Origin of the sequence: Paraburkholderia sp. 32 (assembly GCF_050435345.1) — a bacterium.
Classification (GTDB): Bacteria; Pseudomonadota; Gammaproteobacteria; order Burkholderiales; family Burkholderiaceae; genus Paraburkholderia; species Paraburkholderia tuberum.
This window is the reverse complement of the sequence record NZ_JBNDKD010000003.1, coordinates 347,304-370,444: the sequence shown is the minus strand read 5'-3', so window position 1 is coordinate 370,444 and position 23,141 is coordinate 347,304. Positions and strand designations below refer to the sequence as shown.

20 protein-coding genes are annotated in these 23,141 nt (G+C 65.6%); 2 read left to right on the top strand and 18 right to left on the bottom strand.

The window, feature by feature from the left end; translation table 11 throughout:
- Positions 1-95: 95 nt before the first annotated feature.
- Complete coding sequence (locus OKW26_RS24460; protein ID WP_429355482.1) at positions 96-1,064, top strand: LysR substrate-binding domain-containing protein; 969 nt, start codon at positions 96-98, stop codon at positions 1,062-1,064.
- Positions 1,065-1,086: 22 nt separating this feature from the next.
- On the opposite strand, the gene OKW26_RS24455 is transcribed toward OKW26_RS24460, so the two are convergent.
- From OKW26_RS24455 to OKW26_RS24440, 4 genes are all read right to left on the bottom strand, one after another.
- Complete coding sequence (locus tag OKW26_RS24455) at positions 1,087-1,389, bottom strand: hypothetical protein (RefSeq protein WP_184033394.1); 303 nt, start codon at positions 1,387-1,389, stop codon at positions 1,087-1,089.
- An 87-nt stretch (positions 1,390-1,476) separates the two neighbouring features.
- On the bottom strand, positions 1,477-4,293 hold the full coding sequence (ligD, locus tag OKW26_RS24450; RefSeq protein ID WP_429355481.1) for a DNA ligase D: 2,817 nt from the start codon (positions 4,291-4,293) through the stop codon (positions 1,477-1,479).
- A 48-nt stretch (positions 4,294-4,341) separates the two neighbouring features.
- Positions 4,342-5,352: a Ku protein gene (locus OKW26_RS24445; RefSeq protein ID WP_429355480.1), complete on the bottom strand. Its 1,011-nt coding sequence runs from the start codon at positions 5,350-5,352 to the stop codon at positions 4,342-4,344.
- A gap of 201 nt (positions 5,353-5,553) precedes the next feature.
- Positions 5,554-6,789 (bottom strand): cytochrome P450, encoded by a 1,236-nt coding sequence (locus tag OKW26_RS24440; RefSeq protein WP_429355479.1) that lies wholly within the window; start codon positions 6,787-6,789, stop codon positions 5,554-5,556.
- Between the two features lie 216 nt (positions 6,790-7,005).
- On the opposite strand from OKW26_RS24440, the gene serB reads away from it, so the two are divergent.
- Positions 7,006-7,845, top strand: a complete 840-nt coding sequence (gene serB / locus OKW26_RS24435; protein ID WP_429355478.1) for a phosphoserine phosphatase SerB — start codon at positions 7,006-7,008, stop codon at positions 7,843-7,845.
- Positions 7,846-7,923: 78 nt separating this feature from the next.
- Here the strand turns inward: serB and OKW26_RS24430 are convergent, their stop codons facing one another.
- From OKW26_RS24430 to OKW26_RS24365, 14 genes are all read right to left on the bottom strand, one after another.
- Complete coding sequence (locus tag OKW26_RS24430) at positions 7,924-8,055, bottom strand: hypothetical protein (RefSeq protein ID WP_260321381.1); 132 nt, start codon at positions 8,053-8,055, stop codon at positions 7,924-7,926.
- Positions 8,056-8,106: 51 nt separating this feature from the next.
- Complete coding sequence (locus OKW26_RS24425) at positions 8,107-8,283, bottom strand: hypothetical protein (protein ID WP_184065081.1); 177 nt, start codon at positions 8,281-8,283, stop codon at positions 8,107-8,109.
- A gap of 183 nt (positions 8,284-8,466) precedes the next feature.
- Complete coding sequence (locus OKW26_RS24420; protein ID WP_429355477.1) at positions 8,467-9,651, bottom strand: cystathionine beta-lyase; 1,185 nt, start codon at positions 9,649-9,651, stop codon at positions 8,467-8,469.
- A gap of 84 nt (positions 9,652-9,735) precedes the next feature.
- Positions 9,736-10,404 carry a hypothetical protein gene (locus tag OKW26_RS24415; RefSeq protein ID WP_429355476.1) on the bottom strand — a complete coding sequence of 223 codons (669 nt, stop codon included), beginning with the start codon at positions 10,402-10,404 and terminating at the stop codon, positions 9,736-9,738.
- A gap of 63 nt (positions 10,405-10,467) precedes the next feature.
- Complete coding sequence (gene bktB / locus OKW26_RS24410) at positions 10,468-11,652, bottom strand: beta-ketothiolase BktB (RefSeq protein WP_090804666.1); 1,185 nt, start codon at positions 11,650-11,652, stop codon at positions 10,468-10,470.
- An 87-nt stretch (positions 11,653-11,739) separates the two neighbouring features.
- Entirely contained in the window at positions 11,740-12,690 is a 951-nt protein-coding gene (locus OKW26_RS24405) for a sugar kinase (protein WP_429355475.1), read from the bottom strand.
- A gap of 3 nt (positions 12,691-12,693) precedes the next feature.
- The gene (rimO, locus tag OKW26_RS24400; protein ID WP_184043864.1) at positions 12,694-14,088 is read right to left on the bottom strand and encodes a 30S ribosomal protein S12 methylthiotransferase RimO; all 1,395 of its coding nucleotides are present in this window, start codon (positions 14,086-14,088) and stop codon (positions 12,694-12,696) included.
- 81 nt (positions 14,089-14,169) lie between these two features.
- Positions 14,170-15,213, bottom strand: coding sequence for a tRNA dihydrouridine synthase (locus OKW26_RS24395; RefSeq protein ID WP_429355474.1), 1,044 nt, complete (start codon positions 15,211-15,213; stop codon positions 14,170-14,172).
- Between the two features lie 273 nt (positions 15,214-15,486).
- Positions 15,487-16,122, bottom strand: coding sequence for a polyhydroxyalkanoate synthesis repressor PhaR (phaR, locus tag OKW26_RS24390; protein WP_429355473.1), 636 nt, complete (start codon positions 16,120-16,122; stop codon positions 15,487-15,489).
- A 137-nt stretch (positions 16,123-16,259) separates the two neighbouring features.
- The gene (locus OKW26_RS24385) at positions 16,260-17,000 is read right to left on the bottom strand and encodes a 3-ketoacyl-ACP reductase (RefSeq protein ID WP_184003457.1); all 741 of its coding nucleotides are present in this window, start codon (positions 16,998-17,000) and stop codon (positions 16,260-16,262) included.
- Between the two features lie 225 nt (positions 17,001-17,225).
- Positions 17,226-18,407, bottom strand: a complete 1,182-nt coding sequence (locus tag OKW26_RS24380; RefSeq protein WP_184043870.1) for an acetyl-CoA C-acetyltransferase — start codon at positions 18,405-18,407, stop codon at positions 17,226-17,228.
- Positions 18,408-18,603: 196 nt separating this feature from the next.
- Complete coding sequence (gene phaC / locus OKW26_RS24375) at positions 18,604-20,418, bottom strand: class I poly(R)-hydroxyalkanoic acid synthase (protein WP_429357125.1); 1,815 nt, start codon at positions 20,416-20,418, stop codon at positions 18,604-18,606.
- Positions 20,419-21,024: 606 nt separating this feature from the next.
- Positions 21,025-21,888, bottom strand: coding sequence for a peptidoglycan editing factor PgeF (gene pgeF / locus OKW26_RS24370; RefSeq protein ID WP_429355472.1), 864 nt, complete (start codon positions 21,886-21,888; stop codon positions 21,025-21,027).
- Positions 21,885-23,135, bottom strand: a complete 1,251-nt coding sequence (locus tag OKW26_RS24365) for an RluA family pseudouridine synthase (protein ID WP_429355471.1) — start codon at positions 23,133-23,135, stop codon at positions 21,885-21,887. The genes pgeF and OKW26_RS24365 overlap by 4 nt, the downstream gene beginning before the upstream one ends.
- Positions 23,136-23,141 lie beyond the last annotated feature (6 nt).

Genomic DNA, 23,141 nt, shown 5'->3' with positions numbered 1-23,141 from the left:
TCGGTTGATGTGCACGCATGACTCGTATCGTAGGATGGTTCTTATTCTGATAAAACAGTCATAATCACTGAAACATTTTTTGGTTTTTCAGAATAATGGACGATTCAAGCCCGGCCGGCCGGTCCGTGCCCAGCGAACGCGAACGGCTCGATCTGCTCGACGTCGCGTTGTTCGTGCGTGCCGCGCTGCTCGCCAACGTGTCGGCGGCCGGGCGCGAGTTCGGTTTGTCGGCGGCGGTCGCGAGCGCGCGGATCGCACAACTCGAAAAGATCCTCGGCGCGCGTTTGTTGCATCGGACCACGCGCCGCATCAGCCTCACCCAGGACGGTGAAGTGTTCATGACGCGCGCCGAGGCGTTGCTCGACGCGGCCGCCGCAGCGCGCGCATCGGTCGGCCACGCGCAGGCCGCACCGCAGGGACGGCTGCGCGTGTCGATGCCGTCGTCGTTCGGGCGTCAGCATGTGTCGCCGGTGATCAGCGAGTTTCTGCGCCGCTATCCGGGGGTCAGCGTCGATCTGCGCCTGACCGATCAGGTGGTCGATCTGGTCGACGCGGGAATCGATGTCGCGCTTCGCGTCGGCGTGCTGAAGGATTCGTCGCTGGTCGCGCGGCGGCTCGCGGTCAACCGCCGCGTGCTGTGCGCGGCCCCCGCCTATCTGGCCGCGCGCGGCACGCCGCATCATCCGTCGGATCTCGCGCGGCACGAGTGCATCATCCTGTCGGCGCAGCGCGACTGGCGCTTCGTGACGCCCGCCGGCCCCCTCGACGTGCGCGTGAGCGGCCGCCTCGTCACCGACAACGGCGAGGTGATTCGCGACGCGCTGCTCGCGGGCTTCGGCATCGCGCTTAAATCGACATGGGACGTGGCGCCCTATCTGCGCAACGGCAAACTCGTCAGCGTGCTCGACAGCTATCCTCTCGCGGACGACGTCGCGATCTGGGCCGTGTACCCAAGCCGCGCGTTCGTGCCGCCGAAGACGCTCGCCTTCATCGACTTCGTCGCCGCGCATTTTGGCGATCCGCCGTACTGGGATCGCGAGCCGGTTGGTCTGGCGGGCGCGTAGGCGCGATGCCCGCTACGCCGCGTCAGCGCTTGCCGACCTTTGCGCCGCCCTGCTTGCGATCCGAGTTCACATCGGCATGCGCGTCGTTCTGCGTGCGTTGCTGATACTCGCCGCCGCCGCGGCGGTCGGTATCCTGCTGCCCATGCTCTATGTCGTCATGCGCCTGCTTGCCGACATGGCGCGGCTCGTCCTCGTGCTGCGACTCGGGATGCTGGTCGGCTTCATGCGGCAGCGGCGCCGCGGCTTCCTGCAACGACTTCGGATCCTTGTTCGCGTGCGGGTCGGCTTGCGGGTCGCCATCGGTCGATTGCGGCAGGGTCTTCATTGCATTGCTCCTTCGCGAAGCGCGTTCGCGCGCCAAGTACGCACGGCGCATTCGCGGGTTGGATTCAGCTCCCCGGACGCGCGCTCATCACGCGACGCCCAGACGTTTTTTCATCGCCGCGGTGATGCGCTGACGCGTCTTTGCGTAGTCGGCCCACGGGTCGTTTCCGAGGCGGTCCACGCGCTCGTGGACGTTGCGGATGCCCCATTGATCGCCGCTCGTCGTGCTCTCCAGTTCGTCCCACGCGAGCGGCACCGACACCCCGAGCCCCGGCCGCGCGCGCGCCGAGAATGCGGCCACCGTGCTCGAGCCACGGTTGTTGCGCAGATAGTCGATGAAAATCTTTTTCTTGCGATTCTGCGCGCCCATCTTGGCGCTGAAGTATTGCGGCAGCGTCGTCGCCATGTGCTGCGCGACCGCCTGCGAGAAATCCTTCACTTCGTCCCAGCCGGCCTGCTTCGCGAGCGGCACGACCACGTGCAAGCCCTTGCCGCCGCTCGTCTTGCAGAACGACTTCAGGCCCAGTTCGTCGAGCAGCGAGCGGGTCAGTTGCGCGGCCTCGACCATGCGTTCCCAGCCGAGCGACGGGTCCGGGTCGAGATCGAACACCATGCGATCGGGCTTTTCGATATTCGACGCGACCGCATTCCACGTATGAAACTCGACGGTGCCCATCTGCGCGGCGCCGACCAGCGCGGCGAGCGTGTCGATCGTGATCAGCGGAGGATGGCCCGGATCGAGTCCCTCGTGCTGCGTGACGTGCGGAATCGACAGCTTCTGGCTGTGCTTCTGGAAGAACAGCTCACCGCCGATATCCTCGGGCGCGCGCACCAGCGCGACGGGCCGCTCGCGCAGATGCGGCAGCATCCATTCGGCGATTGATTCGTAGTACTGCACCAGTTCGAGTTTGCTTGCGCCGCTGCTCTTGTCGATCACGCGATCGGGATGCGAGATGCGCACGCCGGCGATTTCGCTCTGTGCACGCGAGCGTGTTGCCGTGGTTCGGGCGGGTGCGCTTTCCTTGGCGGCGGGCCTGGCGGCACTCGCGGTCTTGCTGGTTGCGCGCTTTTTCGGCGCGCCTGTTCGTGGCGTATCGGCGGTGGTGGTTTCGGTTTGCTGTTGCACGTCGGCTCCTTGTCGAGCGGTTTCCCTGACGATCTGGCGCGCCGGCTTGTCGTCGCGCAGGCTGACGAACGACGCCTGGCGCACGATGCCGTCGCCCGTCCATTCGGCGAAGTTGCATTCGGCAACGAGCACCGGCTCGACCCAATGCACGGGCGTGCGGCTGCGCTCGCGCGGTGTGCTCGCGAACGGCATGCGCTTGCTCGCGTGCGCGTCGAGCGCCTGTTTGACCGAGCGCAGCAGCGCGGCGTCGAAGCCGGTGCCGACGCGGCCCGCGTACTGCAGCCGGCCATCGGCGTCGTAGACGCCGAGCAGCAGCGCGCCGAACGCCACGCGGCTGCCGCCCGGCTCCGAATAGCCGCCGATCACGAACTCCTGGCGGCGCCGGCACTTCAGCTTGATCCACGACGGCGAGCGGCCCGACACATAGCTGCTGTCGCGCCGCTTGCCGATGATGCCTTCGAGCGCCATGTCGCACGCGCTCTTGAGCAGCTCGTCGGCGCTGAACGCGAAGTCGTTCGAAAAGCGCAGCACGCGATCGTCGACGCCTTCGAGCAGCGCCCGCAAAATCGCGCGGCGCTGTTCGAGCGGCACGTCGCGCAGGTCGTAGCCGTTCAGAAACGGCAGATCGAACAGATAGATCACGATGTCCTGCGGGCGATGCGCATCGAACGCGTTTTGCAGCAACTGGAAGTTCGGCACGTCGCGTTCATCGAGCACGACCGCTTCGCCGTCGAGCCACGCGCTTTGCACATCGAGTGCCGCGAGAGCCTCGATCTGCTTGCTGAACTTTGCGGTCCAATCGTTGCCGTTGCGCGTGAAAACGCTGACGGGACCGCCCTTCGCTTTCGACGCGTGGTCGATGCGCGCGAGCACGCGGTAGCCGTCGAACTTGATTTCGTAGAGCCAGTCATCGCCTGGCGGCGCGCTGTCGACGAGCGTCGCCAGCTCCGGCTTCAGGCTCGCGGGCAAGGCGGCTTTGACCGCGCCTTCGATCGATGGCGATGCGGCGAGTTCGCGTAGCGACTGCGCGCTGCGCGTCGCGACGATGTCGGGGCGTTTGGGATCGGCTGCGCGGCGCGAGGATGCGGATTTCGCCGGCTTGCCCGCGCTCGTGGCCTTGCCGTCGCGCGAGGTTTTCGTCTGCGCTTTCGATTGCTTCGTTTTCCTGCCTTTCGAAGCCCCGTCGGCCAGCACGCTGCCCGGCAGCTTCTTCAGCACGTCGTAGTCGCTTTCGTCGCGCGCTTCCTCGTCGCGCTCCTTGATCAGCAGCCATTGCTCCTTGTCGCCGCTGCCGCGCATGTGGCTCCGCACGAGCGTCCAGCCGCCATGCAGCTTCTCGCCGTGCAAATGAAACTTGAGCTTGCCGGCCGCATACGACCGCGCGGCTTCGGCCGCGCCGCCCGCCGGCTCCCACGTGCCGCGATCCCACACGATCACGGTTCCCGCGCCATAGTTGCCGGGCGGAATCTCGCCCTCGAAGGTACCGTATTCGACCGGATGGTCCTCGACGTGCACCGCGAGCCGCTTGACCGACGGGTCGAGGCTCGGCCCCTTCGGAACCGCCCACGACAGCAGCGCGCCGTTCAGTTCGAGCCGGAAGTCGTAGTGCAGACGCCGCGCGTCGTGCTCCTGGATCACGTAGGAGAGCGTATCGGGCGCGGCATGTGTCGCGCGCTTGCCGGTCTTGCTCGCGGCGCGCTTGCGGGTCGTCGCGCCGGCCGGCTCCGGCGTGTCCTCGAAGCGGCGCTTGCGATGATAGTGCTCGAGCCGGTCGTTCATGGCGATGACTCCGGTGCGTTTGGTGCCATAGACGGCTCGGCCGCGCGCTCAGGCCGCCGCGCGCCGTTTGCGGGACGTTGCGGTGGTTTTCGACGTCGCGCGCCCGGTGCCGCCGCTACCGCTGCGACTACGCGCCGTGCTTGCCGCGCGCGGCTTTTTGCGCGCGGGCGCGGCCGCCTCTTCATCGGACTCGGCCTCGCTATCGCTCTGATCCTCGTCCTCGTCGGCGGCGCGCTTGCGGCCCGTGGTGGCCTGCTTGCCCTTGCCGCGGCCAAGACTGCGGCGCAGCAGATCGGACAGGTCGAGAATGTCGGCGGACTTGCGCGACTCGTGCGGCGTTTCGACCTCGACGACCTCCTCGGTCTTGCCCGCCTGGATCTTGCGCTCGACGAGCGCCATGATGTCGTCGCGAAACGTATCGTGATACTGCATCGGGTCCCACGTCTCGCTCATGTCGTCGATCAGCTTTTTCGCCATGTCGAGTTCTTTCGCCGACACGCCGGCCGCCTTCATGCCTTCGGGCGGCACGTTGAATTCGTCGAAATTGCGCACCTCGTCGGCCCAGCGCAGTGTGTTCAGCGCGAGCATCGGACCGAGCGGAATCAGCGCCGCCAGATGCTGCTTGTTGTGCAGCACGACACTCGCGACGCCGATCTTGCCCGACGCCGTCATCGCCTCGCGCAACAGCGCATAGACTTTTTCACCCTTGCGGTCGGGCGTCAGGAAATACGGCGTATCGAGATAGAGAAACGAGATGTCGGGGGCGTCGACGAACGCGAGGATGTCGACCGTCTGCGTCGACTCGGGGTTCGCCGAGCGGATTTCGTCGTCAGACAGCACGACGTAGCGATCCTTCTCGTACTCGAAGCCGCGCACGATGTTGTCGCGGCTCACGTCCTTGCCGGTCCGCTTGTTGAACTGCTTGTAGCCGATCGGATCGATCGTGCGCTTGTCGAGCAGATTGAAGCCGACCTTCTCCGACTGCGTCGCCGGATAAAGCTGCACCGGTACGTGGACGAGCCCGAAACTGATTGCGCCCCTCCAGATCATGTGTGCCATCGCGCGCTCCCCTGTCCCATGGCCGTGAGATATCAGGCGAAGCAGCAAGCGTGCCCGCGTTTCGGCGCGCTCGACACTGCTGCCACGCGTAAAGCAGGAGCGGGTCGGCTCGGCGGCGTGCTGTCATGGGGTTGTAAGTCTTGCGACGAGGCGGCAAAACCTACGGTTTTCCTCGTGCGCGCGGTCTACGCGGCGCCCGCATCAAGGCTCGAGCAGGACCGGTACCGACGCAAACCCGCGAAACCGCACGCGAGCGCCCCGCGTCGGCTCACCATCGACGCGATACGCCGGGAAGCGCTGCACGAAGCGCCCGATCGCAATCCGCGCCTCCAGCCGCGCCAGCGACAGACCCGCGCACTGATGAATCCCGAACCCGAACGCGAGATGCCGGTTCGGGTCGCGGCGAATATCGAAGCGGTCCGGCTCGGCAAACTGCTCGGGATCGCGATTGGCCGCGCCGATGCACAGCGTGACCGGCGTGCCGCGCGCGAGCGCGACGCCGCCGATCTCGGTATCGACGGTGGCCATGCGATTGCCGAGCTGGTTCGAACTCTCGAAGCGCAAGCACTCCTCGACCGCGGTGCCGATCAACTCCGGCTCGCGCAGCAGCGCGGCACGCTCGTCAGGCCACTCGCTCAGCGTGACGAGCCCGTTGCCGATCAGGTTGGTGGTCGTTTCGTGCCCGGCGTTCAGGATGAAAATGCAGTTCTGCAGCAGTTCGGCTTCAGATAGCTGCTGGTCCGGCCCCTCCCCCTGGATCAGCCGCGTGAGCACGTCGTGCTGCGGATCGCCCGGCTCGCGGCGGCGTCGTGCGACGAGGCCGCGCAGATAGTCGACGAATTCGCTGACCGCGCGATTGCCGCGCTCGAACTGCGCGTCGGTCAGCGACGGCTCGAGCGCGCCCAGTATCGCGAGCGACCAGTCGCGCAGCGGCGCGCGTTCATCGTGCGGCACGTCGAGCAGATTGCCGATGACCTCGACCGGAATCGCCGCCGCGAATTCGCCGATCAGATCGATACGCCCGCGCTGCGCGGCCGCATCGAGCAGGCCGTCGACGAGCCGGATCAGCGCGGGCTCCATCGCCGCGATCGCGCGCGCGGTCAGCGCGCCGGCGATCAGCTTGCGCACCCGCGTATGGCGCGGTGGATCGTTGAACACGAGACTCGTGGTGTGATGCGCGTAGAGGAGAGAGTCACCGTATTTCGGGCGGAACTCGACGGTCTTGTCGGAGCTGAAGGTCTTGGGGTCGCGGTAGACCGCCTGCACGTCGCGAAAGCGCGTCAGGAACAGCGAGCCGTCGGGCATGCGCCGGATTGGCTCATAGCTGCGCAGTGCGTGATAGACCGGATAGGGATCGGCGTAGAACGCCGGGCTCAGATGACGCAGATCGAAGTCGCGGGCAAGGGAGGATGCCTCGCTGGCGGTTGCCGGGGTCATGCGTTGTCTCCGTGGGGCGTCTTGTTGCGCCCGTGTGGGGTGGTGGGTTCGTGTGACCGTATTCGTTCGGCCTGCTCCGTTACGGCGATGCGCCGATCGCCGGCTTCAGCCAACGCGACGACCAGCCGCCTGCGACGGGCCAACGCACAGAACCGATACAATAGCGGGATTTTCCGCGCGCCACGCGCCTCTTTCTTCCTGCGTCACCGGTCGTCCATGAACCTCGTCATTCAAAGCGTCGCCCCCCTTTCCGCCGACCACCACAAAACGCTCGTCGCGCTCGCACGCGGCTCGCACGCCGCCGTCATCGACGAGCACGCGATTCGCATCGCCGACGCGAACCTCGCGCAACGCGCTGACGTCGAAGCGTATTGCTATGCGCATCGACTCGACTACGCGTTTGTCGAAACCGGCCGCCAGTTGAGCGACTTCGGCCTCGTCGCGATGGACATGGATTCGACGCTGATCACGATCGAGTGCATCGACGAAATCGCCGATTTCTGCGGGCTCAAAGCCGAAGTCGCGGCGATCACCGAGGCTGCGATGCGCGGTGAGATCAAGGACTTCAACGAGAGCCTGATTCGTCGGGTCGCGCTGCTGAAAGGGCTCGACGCCAGCGCGCTCGAGCGCGTGTACGAGGAGCGGCTGCGGTTGTCGCCGGGCGCCGAACGCATGCTGGCCGGCGCGAAACAGGCGGGCCTGAAAACGCTGCTCGTGTCGGGCGGCTTCACGTTCTTCACCGCGAAGCTGAAGACGCGCCTTGGGCTCGATTTCACGCGCGCGAACACGCTTGAAATCATCGACGGCAAGCTGACCGGCAATGTGATGGGCGAGATCGTCAATGCCGAGGTGAAAGCGCGCACGCTGCGCGAAACCTGCGCGACGCTCGGCATCGAACCGTCGCGCGCAATTGCGATGGGCGACGGCTCGAACGATCTGAAAATGATGGCCGAAGCGGGACTCTCCGTTGCATTCCGGGCGAAGCCGGTGGTGCGGGAAGCAGCCAGCGTGTCGTTCAATTTCGTTGGACTGGACGGTTTGCTGCGGTTGGTTTGAGGCTGGCGCTCGAGGGATCCGTTATCGCTCGCGCCGGCACAACGACCGACGCGCTAGCGAGCCGCGCGAACCGTTGCGTTATCTGTTGAAAATGGCCGGCAGGAACAGCGCGAACATGCCGATGGAAATCAGGATGCTGAAGATCAACACGCCCTTCATGATGCGATCGTGATTTTTGCCTATTTCCAATGACAGGATAAATTGTTTCATAAGCTCCTCCACAAGACAGAACAAGTATAAGAGCTGCACTATCCAATAAAACTAATTGAGGTAAATGTGCAGGGCCGCGGATAGAAGCGCCGCCAGGCAGGTCATGAAAATTGACGTGCCTATCGCCCCACGTGATAGCGCGCCAACCACGGACTCGGTCTGCCGGTGATCGATAACGGCGGCAATCGGCACCGCAAGGTTCAGCAACAGCCAGAAGAAAAGATTCATCCAAGCCCCTCCACCGAGCGCCGCAACGTTATCCGGCAAGCACACGATCGTAGCGTCGCGCCGCGGCATCGAACATTCGGCCGAACGGTCGGGTCTGCCTGATACTCAGGGCAACAAAAAAGCCCGCCGGGAACACATCCCGGCGGGCTTCTCGAACAACGTGTCGAACAGGGCTAACGCGTGTTAAGCCAGCTTGGCCAGGCTCTGCTCGATATCCGCACGCAGGTCCGCCTCGTCTTCCAGACCGATATAGAAGCGCACCAACGTGCCGCGACGCGGCCACTGCGCCGCAGTGCGCATCGACGCGATGTCGTACGGCATCGCGAGGCTATGCGCGCCGCCCCAGCTCCAGCCGAGCGAAAACAGTTCGAGTGACTCGCAAAACGTGTCGATCCGCGCCGCGCTGTACCGTTCGTCGAACACCACCGAGAACAGTCCGCCCGCGCCGCTGAAATCGCGCTTGTACACTTCGTGCCCCGGACAGTCGGCGAGCGCCGGATGCAACACCGCGACGATTTCCGGCCGGCTCTTCAACCACGTCGCGAGCGACAGCGCCACGCGATCGTGCTGCGCGAAACGCAACTGCATGCTCGGCAGGCTGCGCAGGATCAGCGAGCAGTCGTCCGAGGACACGCCGATGCCCATGCGCATGCGCGCCGCCTTCAGCTTCACATGCACGTCGCGCTCGACCGTGATCGTCGCGCCCATCAGCACGTCGCCGCCGCCCGACTGGTATTTGGTCAGCGCCTGCACCGAGATGTCGACGCCATGGTCGAACGGCCGGAACGCGAGGCCCGCGGACCACGTGTTGTCGATCGCGGTGACGATCTTGCGCGCGCGCGCCGCCGCCGTGATGGCCGGTACGTCGGGCACTTCCATCGTCACCGAGCCGGGCGCCTCGATCCAGATCAGGCGTGTGTTCGGCTGGATCAGACTGGCGATGCCCGCGCCGATCAGCGGATCGTAGTAGCGCGCCGTGATACCGAAATCGCGCGCGAGCCAGTCGCCGTGGTCGCGGTTCGGCGAGTACACGTTATCGGGAATCAGCACGTCGTCGCCGGCCTTCACGAGCCCGAAGTAGACGTTCGAGATCGACGACAGCCCCGACGGCTGCAGCAGCGCATGATTGCCGCCCTCGATCGCGGCGAGGCGCTGAGCGAGCGCGATCTGCGTCGGCGTCGCATGCAGGCCGTAGCGCCATTGCGCGTCGTTTTTCCAGTCGAGCGCGCGCATCGCGGCGAGGTCGGGAAACACCACCGTCGACGCGCGCGTGACGGGCGTCGAGAACGATTCGAAGCCCGGCGTGATCTGGTCCTCGGCACGCACGATGCGGGTCTGCAGGCCATGTTTGAATTTGGATTCAGTCATGTGAAGCTCGATGAAAAACATAGTGAAGCGAGCCTGAAGCAACGGCCGCGCTGCGCGATTCCGGATGCCCGGCGCGCGTGCGCATCAGTAGCCCGTTTGCAGGTTGCTGACGCCGCCCACTGGGTGCCCCCCGGCAGCGGATGCCGGCGCGGGAGCCGCCGCTGCGCCGTTGGCCGCGGCCGGTTGCGGTGAGGGGGCTGCAGGCCTCGCCGCCGCACCGCCGGCCGAACCGGTCACCGGCACCGCCTGCCCTGCCGCCAGCGGCTTCAGGTTGAATTCCTGCGGGTTCGAATCGTCGACGTTCATGCGGTCGCCTTCGAGCGAGCCGTCCGCCGCGAACTTGCCGACCCAGTTGCCGGTGATATGCGTGCCGTCGTTCGATTCCTCGACTTCGAGCGTATCGCCGTCGCGATCGCCAGCGATCAGAATCACCTCGCCGCTATCCGTGTACTGATACTCGCCGTGCACGCCTGATGGATCGTCGGTCTTGGGCCCGAGCCGCAGCACGATCGGCCGCGCGCCGAGCGTGCCCACGTAGCGCGGAAACTTCGCGAACTCGGGGCTCGGTTTCAGCGGCAGCTGGATCGGCGGCGGCGCGGCCAGTGCCTTGACCGCATCGCTTTCCGCCCACGCCTGCGACGGCATCCACAGCACCGTGCCCGTGCACAACAGCGCGGCGGCGCTCACCACCACGCCGGCGCGCAGGCGCAACGTGCGCGTTGCCGAACCCTTCGTCACTTTCGCTTCCTGCATCCCGTCGATCCTTGTTGCTGGTTCCTGCTTGCTACCTATGTCGCGCCGGCCTGCCGTGCGCGGTCACAGACGCTCGAAAATCGCCGCGATCCCCTGCCCGCCGCCGATGCACATCGTGACGAGCGCATAGCGCCCGCCGATGCGCTGCAGCTCGTACAGCGCCTTCACGGTGATCAGCGCGCCGGTCGCGCCGATCGGATGGCCGAGCGAAATGCCCGAGCCGTTCGGATTGACCTTGGCCGGATCGAAGCCGAGCTCCTTGCTGACCGCGCAGGCCTGCGCGGCGAATGCCTCGTTGGCCTCGATCACGTCGAGATCGGCGACCGTGAGACCCGCCCGCTCGAGCGCCTTGCGACTCGCCGGCACCGGGCCGATGCCCATATACGCCGGATCGACGCCCGCATGCGCGTACGACACGAGTCGCGCCAACGGCTTCACGCCGCGCCGCTCGGCGACGCTACGCTCCATCAGTACGACGGCCGCGGCCGCGTCGTTGATGCCCGACGCGTTGCCCGCCGTCACCGTGCCGTTGTCCTTTACGAACACCGGCTTCAGCTTCGAGAAGTCTTCCGCGGTTGCGTTCAGCCGCGCGTGCTCGTCGGTGTCGAACACGACGTCGCCCTTCTTCGACGCAATCGTGATCGGCAGAATCTGTTCCTTGAAGTAGCCGCTCGTGATCGCGTGGGCCGCGCGACGATGCGACTCGAGCGCGAGCGCGTCCTGGGCGTCGCGCGAGATCTCGTACTTGCGCGCGACGTTCTCGGCGGTCACGCCCATGTGGATCGACTGGAAAGGATCGTTGAGCGCGCCGACCATCATGTCGACGAGACGCGCGTCGCCCATGCGCTGTCCGAAGCGCGCGGCCGGCATCGAGTAAGGCGCGCGGCTCATGTTTTCAGCGCCTCCGCCGATCGCGATATCGGCATCGCCGAGCAGCACGCTTTGCGCGGCCGACACGATGGCCTGCAAGCCCGAGCCGCACAGCCGGTTCACGGTCAGCGCGGGCGTATGCTGCGCGACCCCGCCGTTGATCGCCGCGACGCGCGCGAGATACATGTCTTTCGGCTCGGTGTGCACGACGTTGCCGAACACGACGTGTTCGACTTCGTCGCCCGACACGCTCGCGCGCTCGAGCACTTCGCGCACCACGCGCGCGCCGAGATCGGTCGGCGCGAAATCCTTCAGGCTGCCGCCGAACGTGCCGATTGCCGTGCGCACACCACTTACCACCACTACGTCCCGTTGCATCGCCTGTCCCTCCTGTTGTCTCTCCAGTCTGCCTGGATGATTGCACCAGCGCGGGCCATGCTGCGCCGCGCGCGGCTTACGTAAAACCTAGTTCGCCAGCCGCCGCTCGACGGTCTCGCGCGACGGAATCGGCGCGACCGCGCCATAACCTTGCGTGGACAGCGCGGCGGCAACGTTCGCGTAGCGCGCGGCGGCAAATGGATCGTCGCCCGCGACGATGCGCGCGATAAAGGCGCCGCCGAAGCAGTCGCCGGCGCCGGTCGCATCGACCGCGTCGACGACGTGGCCCGGCACGACGCGCCGCTCGTTCGGCGTCGCGATATACGAGCCGTCCTTGCCGAGCTTCAGCGCGACCACGCCCGGCCCATGCGACAGCAGAAAATCGACGATCTCGTCACGGCCGGTCAGCCCCGTCAGTTCGGTCACATCGTCCCAGCTCGGCAGGCAGATGTCAGTCTGGCGGATCGCCTCGAGCATCACCGCGCGCGCCCGCGCCAGCGGCCACAGCTTAAGACGCAGATTGGTGTCGAAGCTCACGCGCGCGCCATTCGCGCGCGCATGCGCGATCGCTTCGAGCGCGGCGTCGCAGGCGCTGACGCTGATCGCGAGACTGATGCCGGACAGATGGACGACCTTCGCCGCCGCGAGCGCGTCGCGCGGCAGATCGGCGGGTGCATAGCGGCTCGCCGCCGAGCCCGCGCGCAGATAGTCGAACGCGTGGCCGTTGGGGCCGTGAGACACGAAATAGACGCCGGTCGACGCCTGCGCATCGATGCGCACGAACGACGTGTCGACCTGCTCGCGCTCCCACAGATCGACCAGCAGGCGTCCGAAATGATCGGCGCCGACCGCCGACACGAAGCCGGTCCTCACACCCTGGCGCGCGGCCGCGATGCAGAAGTTCGACGTGTCGCCGCCGAAGCCTTGCAGGTAGTTCGGTTGATCCTTCGCCGACTGGTTGAATTCGATCATCGCCTCGCCGAGCGCGAGGATGTCCGGTGTGTGAGCTTCAGGCTGTGCGGCCGCGCTGTGCGTCATCGCTTAGACCTCGCCCCACAAATCGTGGCCGTCCGCGCCGGTGATCTTCACCGATACGAAATCGCCGACCTTGTAGCGCTTCGACGCCTTGGCGGACGGCGCGATATAGACGACGCCGTCGATCTCCGGCGCATCCGCCGCGGTGCGGCCGATGCCGCCGTCCGCGTTGATTTCGTCGACGAGCACCTTCAGCGTCTTGCCGACCTTCCTCGCGATGCGCTTGGCCGACACCTGCTCGGCCACTTCCATGAAGCGCGCGCGACGTTCCTCACGCACTTCATCGGGCAGCGCGCCGTCGAGTTCATTCGCGCTCGCGCCTTCGACCGGCGAATACGCGAAACAGCCGACGCGATCGAGCTCCGCCTCGCGGATGAAATCGAGCAGCGTCTCGAACTGCTCTTCGGTCTCGCCCGGAAAGCCGGCGATGAACGTGCTGCGGATCGTCAGATCGGGGCAGATCTCGCGCCAGGCCTTGACGCGCTCCATCACCTTCCCGGCGTTGGCCGGGCGCTTCATGCGCTTCAGCACTTCCGGATGCGCGTGCTGGAACGGCACGTCGAGATACGGCAGCACGTGGCCCTTGTACGGACCCTCGGCCATCATCGGAATCACTTCGTCGACGCTCGGATACGGATACACGTAATGCAGACGCACCCACGCACCGTATTGCGCGGCGAGTTCGCCGAGCGCGGCGACCAGATCCGTCATGCGCGTCTTGATCGGCTTGCCGTTCCAGAAACCGGTGCGGTATTTGACGTCGACGCCATATGCGCTCGTGTCCTGCGAGATCACGAGCAGTTCCTTCACGCCGGACTTGAACAGGTTCTCCGCCTCGAGCATCACTTCCGCGACCGGGCGCGACACCAGATCGCCGCGCATCGACGGGATGATGCAGAACGTGCAGCGGTGATTGCAGCCTTCGGAAATCTTCAGGTACGCGTAGTGGCGCGGCGTGAGCTTGACGCCCGCGGCGGGCACCAGATCGACGAACGGATCGTGCGGCTTCGGCAGATGGCTGTGCACCGCCTGCATCACCTCGCCGAGCGCGTGCGGGCCGGTCACCGCGAGCACCTTCGGATGCACTTCCTCGATCAGCCCCGAGCCGCTCGCACTCTTCTTCGCGCCGAGGCAACCGGTGACGATCACCTTGCCGTTTTCGTTGAGCGCTTCGCCGATCGCGTCGAGGCTTTCCTGCACGGCTTCGTCGATGAAGCCGCAGGTGTTGACGACCACGAGGTCCGCGCCGTCATAGGTGCCGGAGATTTCGTAGCCTTCGGCGCGCAACTGGGTAATGATCTGCTCGGAATCGACGAGGGCCTTGGGGCAGCCGAGAGAGACGAAACCGACTTTCGGCGTGGCGCCCGGCACGGCCGGAGCGTTCGAGGGGGTGGAAGACATGGGGAACCGCTTGAAGACGTTAAACCCTGAATTGTAGCGGTTCGCCACCGCCACCGCTCGTAAGTCTTTGAATTCTAGTCTTCAAACGGGGATGGGTTCGGCAGGACCAGGTTGATTCAGCTCGCTATTTTCGTCGCTGGAAACGTGCTGACGCGTCGGCGCCGACGCGTCTCCGGCCGCCAGCGCCTGGCCGATTACCGTAAGAATTTCGTCAGAGTCCTGCACTCGCCGGATCGCCGCATGCAGTTCGGCGGCTTGCGGCCAGGTCCGCTGCAGGTAGCTGAGCCACTTCTTGACGCGGCCGTGCTCATGGGTCAGCGTGCCATGCGCCCGCAGTTTGTTCATGTAGCCGACGATCGAACCCAGCACCTGTTGCCATTCGTCGGCAGATGGACACGGGTCGAGGAGCCCGCGGATTCGCTGCGCGAGGAACGGATCCGACACGGCGCCGCGCCCGATCATCACGTCCGCGCAGCCGCTGACCGAGCGGCAACGCTGCCAGTCCGCCACCGTCCAGACTTCGCCGTTCGCGATGACGGGCACGTCGACGGCGTCGTCGATGCGCGCGATCCACTCCCAGTGCGCCGGCGGCCGATAGCGGTCGTCGCGCGTGCGCGCATGCACGACGAGCGAGGCCGCGCCGCCGTCCGCGAGCGCCTGCGCGCATTCGATCGCCCGCGACGTGTCGGACACGCCGAGGCGCATTTTTGCCGTCACCGCGATATCGGCAGGCACCGCGGCGCGCACGGCCGAGACGATCTGGTTCAGCAACTTCGGGTTCGCGAGCAGCATCGCGCCGCCGCCGTGCTGATTGACGACTTTGGCGGGACAGCCGAAGTTCAGGTCGATACCGTAGGGCGACAGCATGGCCGCGTACGCGGCATTGCGTGCCATCCACTCGGGATCGCTGCCGAGCAGCTGGATCACCATCGGCGTGCCGCTGGCGGTCACGCTCGCGTGCAGGATTTCGGGCGCCTCGCGCTCGTAGACGCGGGTTGGCAGCAGCGAGCCTGTGATGCGGATGAACTCGGACACGCAGCCGTCGAAAGCGCCCGCGCTCGTCAGCACGTCGCGCAGCACATAGTCAGCGAGCCCTTCCATTGGGGCGAGAAACAGCCGGCTCATGAGCGGTGTGGCTGAACAGGGAGTCAGAGCAGAATGAGCCGCGCGGCCTTCGCAACGGAAGACGCTGACGCGATCAGGGAGACGGTCTGAAACATAGGACGGGCCCAGCGGAAGAAATGGTAACGGCGCAAGCAGCGGTGTGCCGGCAGTGGACGCAACGGACATCGAGCCGCGGCCGGAATCCGGTTCCGACGGAAAAGCGTCCCCACGCGCGGGCCGCCATTGTAGCGCGTCGGCGGCTGCACTCCCGCGAGCTCGCCGCCATTCACTCCTTCACTTCTTCTCCGTCTCCGGATTGGCCTGCGGCGTGGCCGGCGCATTGCTCACATTGCTCGCATTGCTCGCATTGCTCGCATTGACCGCGCCGCCCGGCGTAAACGGGAACGTGGCGAACATGGTCTTCGCCTGATTCTGCATCTGCTCCTGCATCTGCACGAACATGTTCTTCGATTGCTCGATGTAGCTGGTCATCATGCCCTGCATCATCGGCGCCTGCATGTTCATGAACTGCGACCAGACTTCGGGGTTCATCGCCTTGCCTTCATAGAGATTCTTCGACTGGTCGGCAAGCTTCGCCTGAATGTCGATGAAGGCCTGGATGTTCTTTTCCAGATACGTGCCCATCATGCCTTGCATCGCATGACCGTAGAACCGGATGATCTGCGACAGCATCGACGACGAGAACATCGGCAGGCCGCCGCTCTCTTCTTCGAGAATGATCTGCAGCAGGATCGAGCGCGTCAGGTCCTCGTTGCTTTTGGCATCGATCACCTTGAAATCTTCCTGATCGAGCACGAGTTGCTTCACATCAGTCAGCGTGATGTAGGTACTCGTCTCGGTGTCGTAGAGCCGACGATTCGGATATTTCTTGATCAGTCGTTCGGCCGTTTTCTTTGTAGTAGTAGTCATGTAACGCCTTTAAGCTCGAGTTAAGCAAACGCGGAAACGGCGTCCGGGCTGTGCAACGGGATCCATTGCGCAGCCGGGACGCCGGCGAAACCATCTGAGCCGAAGCGCGCCGCCTTCCGGTCCGGCGCGCCGATGGCTCAGCCCATATGCAAGCCGCCGTTCAGCGAAAAATCGGCGCCCGTGGCGAAGCCCGATTCTTCCGACGCAAGCCACGCGACGATCGAGCCGATTTCGCCCGGCTGACCGAGGCGGCGCACCGGAATCGTCGCGACGATTTTTTCCAGCACGTCGGGGCGGATCGCCTTGACCATGTCGGTGCCGATGTAGCCCGGCGACACGGTGTTGACCGTCACGCCCTTGGTCGCCACTTCCTGCGCGAGCGACATCGTAAAGCCATGAATGCCGGCCTTCGCGGTCGAATAATTGGTCTGGCCGAACTGGCCCTTCTGGCCGTTCACCGACGAAATGTTGATCACCCGGCCAAAGCCCCGCTCGACCATGCCGTCGATTACCTGCTTGGTGACGTTGAACAGGCTGGTCAGATTGGTGTCGATCACCGCCGTCCAGTCTTCGTGCGTCATCTTGCGGAACACGACGTCGCGCGTGATGCCGGCATTGTTGACCAGCACGTCGATCTCGCCGACTTCGGCCTTGACCTTGTCGAATGCGTCCTTGGTCGATTGCCAGTCACCGACGTTACCCTCGGAGGCGACGAAGTCGTAGCCGAGTACCTTCTGTTCGTCGAGCCACTTCGCACGGCGCGGCGAATTCGGGCCGCAGCCGGCGATCACCCTGAAGCCTTCCTTGTGCAGACGCTGGCAGATGCTGGTGCCGATGCCGCCCATGCCGCCCGTTACGTACGCAATTCGCTGTGTCATAAACCACACTCCGTTATCGTTGTCGAGGCGCCTGCCGGCGGCCTCGTGCCTCACCTGATGCTGGTTCGCGTTGCCGCCGGGCGACCGTCTGGCAACGCGCACTGCACACGAGTCACCTGTTGCAGCGCGCCGCACCGCCAGTTGGCGTGCCGCGCGGCCAGATGCCTGTGCTGGCGAAGACCGCGCGCGACCGGTCGCGAGTGCGCGCGGCGTACCCAGCGTACTTTAAACGCGCTCGACCGCGAGCGCGACACCCATGCCGCCGCCGATACACAGCGACGCCAGACCCTTCTTCGCATCGCGCTTCTGCATTTCGTGCAGCAGCGTGACGAGAATCCGGCAACCGGACGCGCCGATCGGGTGGCCGATCGCGATCGCGCCGCCGTTCACGTTGATCTTCGACGTGTCCCAGCCCATCTGCTTGTGCACGGCGAGCGCCTGCGCGGCAAACGCTTCGTTGATTTCCATCAGGTCGAGATCGGCCGGCGTCCAGCCCGCGCGCTCGAGGCAACGGCGCGAAGCCGGTACCGGGCCCATACCCATCACCTTCGGATCGACACCCGCGTTCGCGTATGCCTTGATGCGCGCGAGCGGCGTGAGGCCGAGCGCTTCCGCTTTTTTCAGCGACATCACGAGCACCGCGGCTGCGCCGTCGTTCAGACCCGATGCGTTGGCCGCCGTGACCGTGCCTTCCTTCGAGAACGCCGGCTTCAGGCTCGCGAGTGATTCGGCCGTCACGCCATGACGCACGAATTCGTCGGTGGTGAAGCGCAGCGGCTCGCCCTTGCGTTGCGGAATCTCGACCGGCACGATTTCGTCGTTGAAGCGCCCCGCCTTCTGCGCGGCTTCCGCCTTGTTCTGCGACAGCGCCGCGAACGCGTCCTGCTGTTCGCGCGTGATGCCGTGCTCCTTCGCGACGTTCTCGGCCGTCACGCCCATGTGGTACTGGTTGTAGACGTCCCACAGGCCGTCGACGATCATCGAGTCGATCAGCTTCGCGTCGCCCATGCGGAAACCGTCGCGCGAACCCGGCAGCACGTGCGGCGCGGCGCTCATGTTTTCCTGGCCGCCTGCCACGACGATGTCCGCGTCACCGGCGATGATCGCGTTGGCCGCGAGCATCACGGCCTTCAGACCCGAGCCGCAGACCTTGTTGATCGTCATGCCCGGCACGGCCGCCGGCAAACCCGCCTTGATCAGCGCCTGACGCGCGGGGTTCTGACCGGAGCCCGCCGTCAGCACCTGGCCCAGAATAACTTCGCTCACCTGTTCCGGCTTCACGCCGGCCCGTTCGAGCACGGCGCGCACCGCGAGCGCGCCGAGTTCAGGTGCGGCAATCTTCGCCAGCGACCCACCAAACTTGCCCACTGCAGTACGAGCGGCCGATACGATCACAACATCAGTCATTTCCATATCCTCCGGGCATCCCGGCCAACTGCGCCACAGCCCGTTACGTTAAAAATTGCGTTGCAACTTGCGTTGCTCTCACGCCTTCATCAACCAGACGCTCATTCACCTGCCAAACACCTATGCACCGGCCGACTGCGCACTATGCCGACGTCGACAGCAATGCCGTCCGCGCGCGTCGAGCCTGTGCGTGAACCTACTCCCGTTGCCGCACGTAGCGGCCCGGCGCCGGCTCGATGACCGGGAATTCGTCGGAGCCCAAATTGGCGCGCGGCTTCACTTTCTTGCCGCCGTACTGATCGAGCCAGTCGGTCCATTCCGGCCACCAGCTGCCGGGCACTTCGGTCGCCGCGTCGAACCATTCGTCCGCGCTTTCGGGCAGCGTGTTCGCGTCGGTATCGAGCTTCCAGAAGCTGCGCTTCTTCTTCGCGGGCGGATTGATCACGCCGGCGATATGGCCCGACGCGCCGAGCACGAACTTTAGCGGCCCGGTGAGCAGCGGCGCCGACGCATACGCGGTTTGCCACGGCACGATATGGTCTTCGCGCGAACCGTAGATGAAGGTCGGCACGTCGATCTTCGACAGATCGATCGGCTCGCCGCAGGTGGTCAGCGCACCGGGCTCGCGCAGCTTGTTCTCGAGATACGTGTTGCGCAGATACCAGACGTACATCGGCCCAGGCAGACTGGTCGAGTCGCTGTTCCAGTACAGCAGGTCGAACGGTACCGGCGTGCGGCCCTTCAGGTAACTGTCGACGACGTAGTTCCACACGAGGTCGTTCGGGCGCAGGAACGAGAACGTGTTCGCGAACTCGACGCCGCGCATCAGTCCCGGCGGCGCGCCGTTCTTGCCGCCGATGCTCTGCTCGCGCATCTGCACGTGCGCCTCGTCGACGAACACGTCGAGCACGCCCGTGTCGGAGAAGTCGAGCATCGCGGTGAGCAGCGTCATCGACGCGGCCGGATGTTCGCCGCGCGCCGCAGCCACCGCGAGCGCGGTGGCGAGCATCGTGCCGCCGACGCAAAAGCCGAGCGTATTGATCTGCTCGCGGCCGCTGATCTTGCGCACGGTGTCGATCGAGGTGAGCACACCCTCGCCGATGTAGTCGTCCCACGTCTTGTGCGCGATGGACTGATCCGCGTTGCGCCACGAAATCAGGAACACCTGATGGCCCGAATCAAGCCCGTGCGCGACGAGCGAGTTTTCGGGTTGCAGGTCGAGAATGTAGTACTTGTTGATGCACGGCGGCACGATCAGGAGCGGCCGCTCGCGCACGGTCGCCGTGCGCGGCTTGTACTGGATCAGCTGCAGCAGATCGTTCTCGAACACGACCGAGCCTTCGGTGTTCGCGAGGTTCTCGCCGACCGCGAAACGCGATTCGTCGGTTTGGGAAATCTTGCCGCGCTGCATGTCGGCGAGCAGGTTCATCACGCCCTGGCGCAAGCTCTCGCCTTTACTGTCGAGCAGCGTTTTCTGCGCTTCGGGATTCAGCGCGAAGAAGTTGCTCGGCGAGGCCGCCGCGGTGCACTGCTGGACCGCGAAGCGAATGCGCTCGCGGGTTTTCGGCTGGGTGTCGAGCGCGTCGACCATCTGCTGCAGATAGCGCGCGTTCAGCAGATACCACGCGGCGGTGAACGCGTAGGCGGGCGCCGCGCTCCAGGCGTCCGCGCTAAAGCGCCGGTCCTTGAGCTCGGGCGCCTTGATCGCCGACGTGGTGGCCTGCTGGATCAGCTCCATCGCCTCGCGCGAATAGTCGGTCTGCAGCTTCTGCAAACGCTCGGGCGGAATCGCGGCGGTGGGAATGCTCAGCCCCGGCAACGACGGCAACGCACCGGCGGCCAGCTTGCTGAAGTCGGGCATGCCGGGAAACGCCGGTATTTGCGGGAAGCCCGCCGTTATCTGCGCGAGGTCCGGCATCTGCGGCATTGAGGGCATCTGAAATGCCGTGCCAGTGGGCTGCGCGCCGAACGAACGCCAGGCGTTCATCCAGGCGTCGAGAAATTGCTGCATGCCTGCGGCTGACGATACACCGCTCGAACCGGCCTGCTGCGTCTGCTCCTTCGAGGAGTCGGTGCTGGGGGAAGCTGAGGAATGAGATGCTGCCATACCTGCTTTTGACCGGTAAGTCCTTGCGGACGGGTTGAGAGGCAGTTCCGTGCGCACGTGGCGATTGCTCGCGACTTCGTCACGCCCTGTCCCATGAACGACGAGGAGCTTAGAAGGAACATTCTTGCTCCCCATCACAAGGCATGTCAATGCTTGCTCCCGATTTTGCCGCAGTGCGATAGTTTTTTAATTATCGTTTTCCCTGTATGGCAAATCGCGCTTTAACGAATCAAATGATGCCTGCCGCGGGTAAATCCGAAAAACTCCTATGGCGCATGGCACTTAAGCAAATTTATTCGTTCGGTCGCCCACACAGCTGGCGGGCGATTCGCGCTATCGGCGGGCCTTCCGGCGGCGCAACAAAAAATGCGCGTGAAGGCCGGGGAACGGGCCGTCAGCGACGGGTCGGCAGTGGGATTCGCGAATAACGACCCGGTGCGCATTCACGCGAAATAAAACCACGGCTCGATTTTAAAAGTATGACAAGATGCGCCCGCGCGCCATCCCGAATTAATCGGCAATTGATTGCGCCTGTTCGTCGATCCAGATCAACGCGGCCATGCGACCGGTCTCGCGATCACGGCGATACGAATAAAAACGCTCGCGCAACGTGACCGTGCACAGATCGCCGCCGCTGATGCGCGTAAGGCCGAGCCGCTGCAGGCGCAGGCGCGCCAGCGCCGGCAGATCGGCGAGATATTTGCCGGCATTCGCGGGATGCGCGACGAACGCCTGCGCGGTCGCGTCGCGTTGTGCATCGTCGGCACCGGTCATGAAGGCGTCACGCACGTCTGCGCCGACTTCGAATGCGGTGGGCCCGATCGACGGCCCGAGGTACGCATGCAGCTCGCTCGCCCGCACACCCGCCAGCGCCGCGACCCGCGCGGCGGTCTGCTCGACGATGCCCGCCGCGAGTCCGCGCCACCCGGCATGCGCGGCGCCGACCGCGCGCCCCGCTTCGTCGCACAACAGCACCGGCATGCAATCGGCGACCATGACGACGCACGCGATGCCCGCGCCATCGGTGACGCTCGCGTCGGCGCGCGCCGGCGCACCATGGTCGCGCGCGTGCGCGATCGCATCCTCGGCGCGGACGATGCCGGCGCCATGGATCTGTTCGAGCCACGCGGCCTCGCGAACTCCGGCAAGCGCGACGAGCCGTGCGCGATTGCTCGCGACCGCGGCGGGATCGTCGCCGGTCTTCGTGCCCAGATTCAGCCCGCCGGGTTGCTCGGCGCCATCGCGCCAGCGGCCGAACGGCGCGTTGCTGACGCCGCCGTCGCGGGTGGTCACGAGCGCGCGCACGCGCGGCGACACGTTCCATGCGGGTTGCACGACATCGGCAAAACCCAGCTCCGGGAGATTGGTGCTCATGCGTGATCGTCCTCGTCGTGGTCGCTGCCTTCATCGTACGCGCCGTCGTCGACCGATGCATCGTAGTCCTCATCCTCGCCATACGCATCGTCGAACTCGCCCGCGTCGTCGCGACCCAGACCGAGCGCGGCCGACAACGCCCCGATGTCGGCCGGCACGTCGGCGCGCCATTGCATCGAGCGGCCGGTCTTCGGATGAATCAGGCCGAGCCGCCACGCGTGCAGCGCCTGGCGCGCGAAGCCGTCTGGCAGCGGCGCGACCGAGCGCTTGCCGCGCGCGCGTCCGTACACGGGATCGCCGAGCAACGGATGACCGATGTGCGCGCAATGCACGCGAATCTGATGCGTGCGCCCCGTCTCCAGATCGCAGTGAATCGCCGTGACCGGCTGACGCTGCCAGATCGCCGAGGCCACGCGCCGGAAATGCGTGCGCGCCGGCTTGCCGGCCGCGCCCGTCACCACGGCCATGCGCGTGCGCTCGCGCGGATCGCGGCCGATCGGCGCGTCGATCGTGCCTTCGTCGGGCAGGTTGCCCCACACGAGCGCGAGGTAGCGGCGCTTGACCGTGCGCGCCTGCAACTGGCGCACGAGGTCGGTTTGCGCCTCGAGCGTGCGCGCGACCACCATCAGCCCCGAGGTCTCCTTGTCGAGCCGATGCACGATGCCCGCGCGCGGCAGACCCGCCGCGGACTCGCCATAGCGGTAGAGCAGCCCGTTCAGCACGGTGCCGCTCCAGTTGCCAGCCGCCGGATGCACGACCATGCCGGCCGGCTTGTTGATCACGACGAGCGTGTCGTCCTCGTAGACGATGTCGAGCGGCACCGGCTCGGGCGTGAAGGCGAGCTGCTCGGGCAGCAGATCGGGCACGAGCTCGATCGTTGCGCCAAGCGGCACCGGCTGGCGGATCTTCGCCGCCTTGCCGTCGACGCGCACCCGCTGCGCCTCGATCCAGCTTTGCAGACGGCTGCGCGAGAACTCCGGGAATACTTTGGCGAGCACCTTGTCGAGGCGCTCGCCGGCCAGTTCGTCGGGTACCACGACGCTGCGCGGCGCTTCGTCGGCCGCGCGCACGGGCACGGGTGCCGCCGCGGCCGCAGAGCCTTGCGGGCTGCTTGCGGCGAGCGCGTCGCTGGAGAAATCGTCGTCGAGGGAATCGACGCCCAACGCGTCGGCCGGGTCGGCGCTTACGCTATAATCTTCGTTGCCATTCCCGGCGCCTGCGGCGCCTGGAGTATTTGAGCGGGTCATTGAATC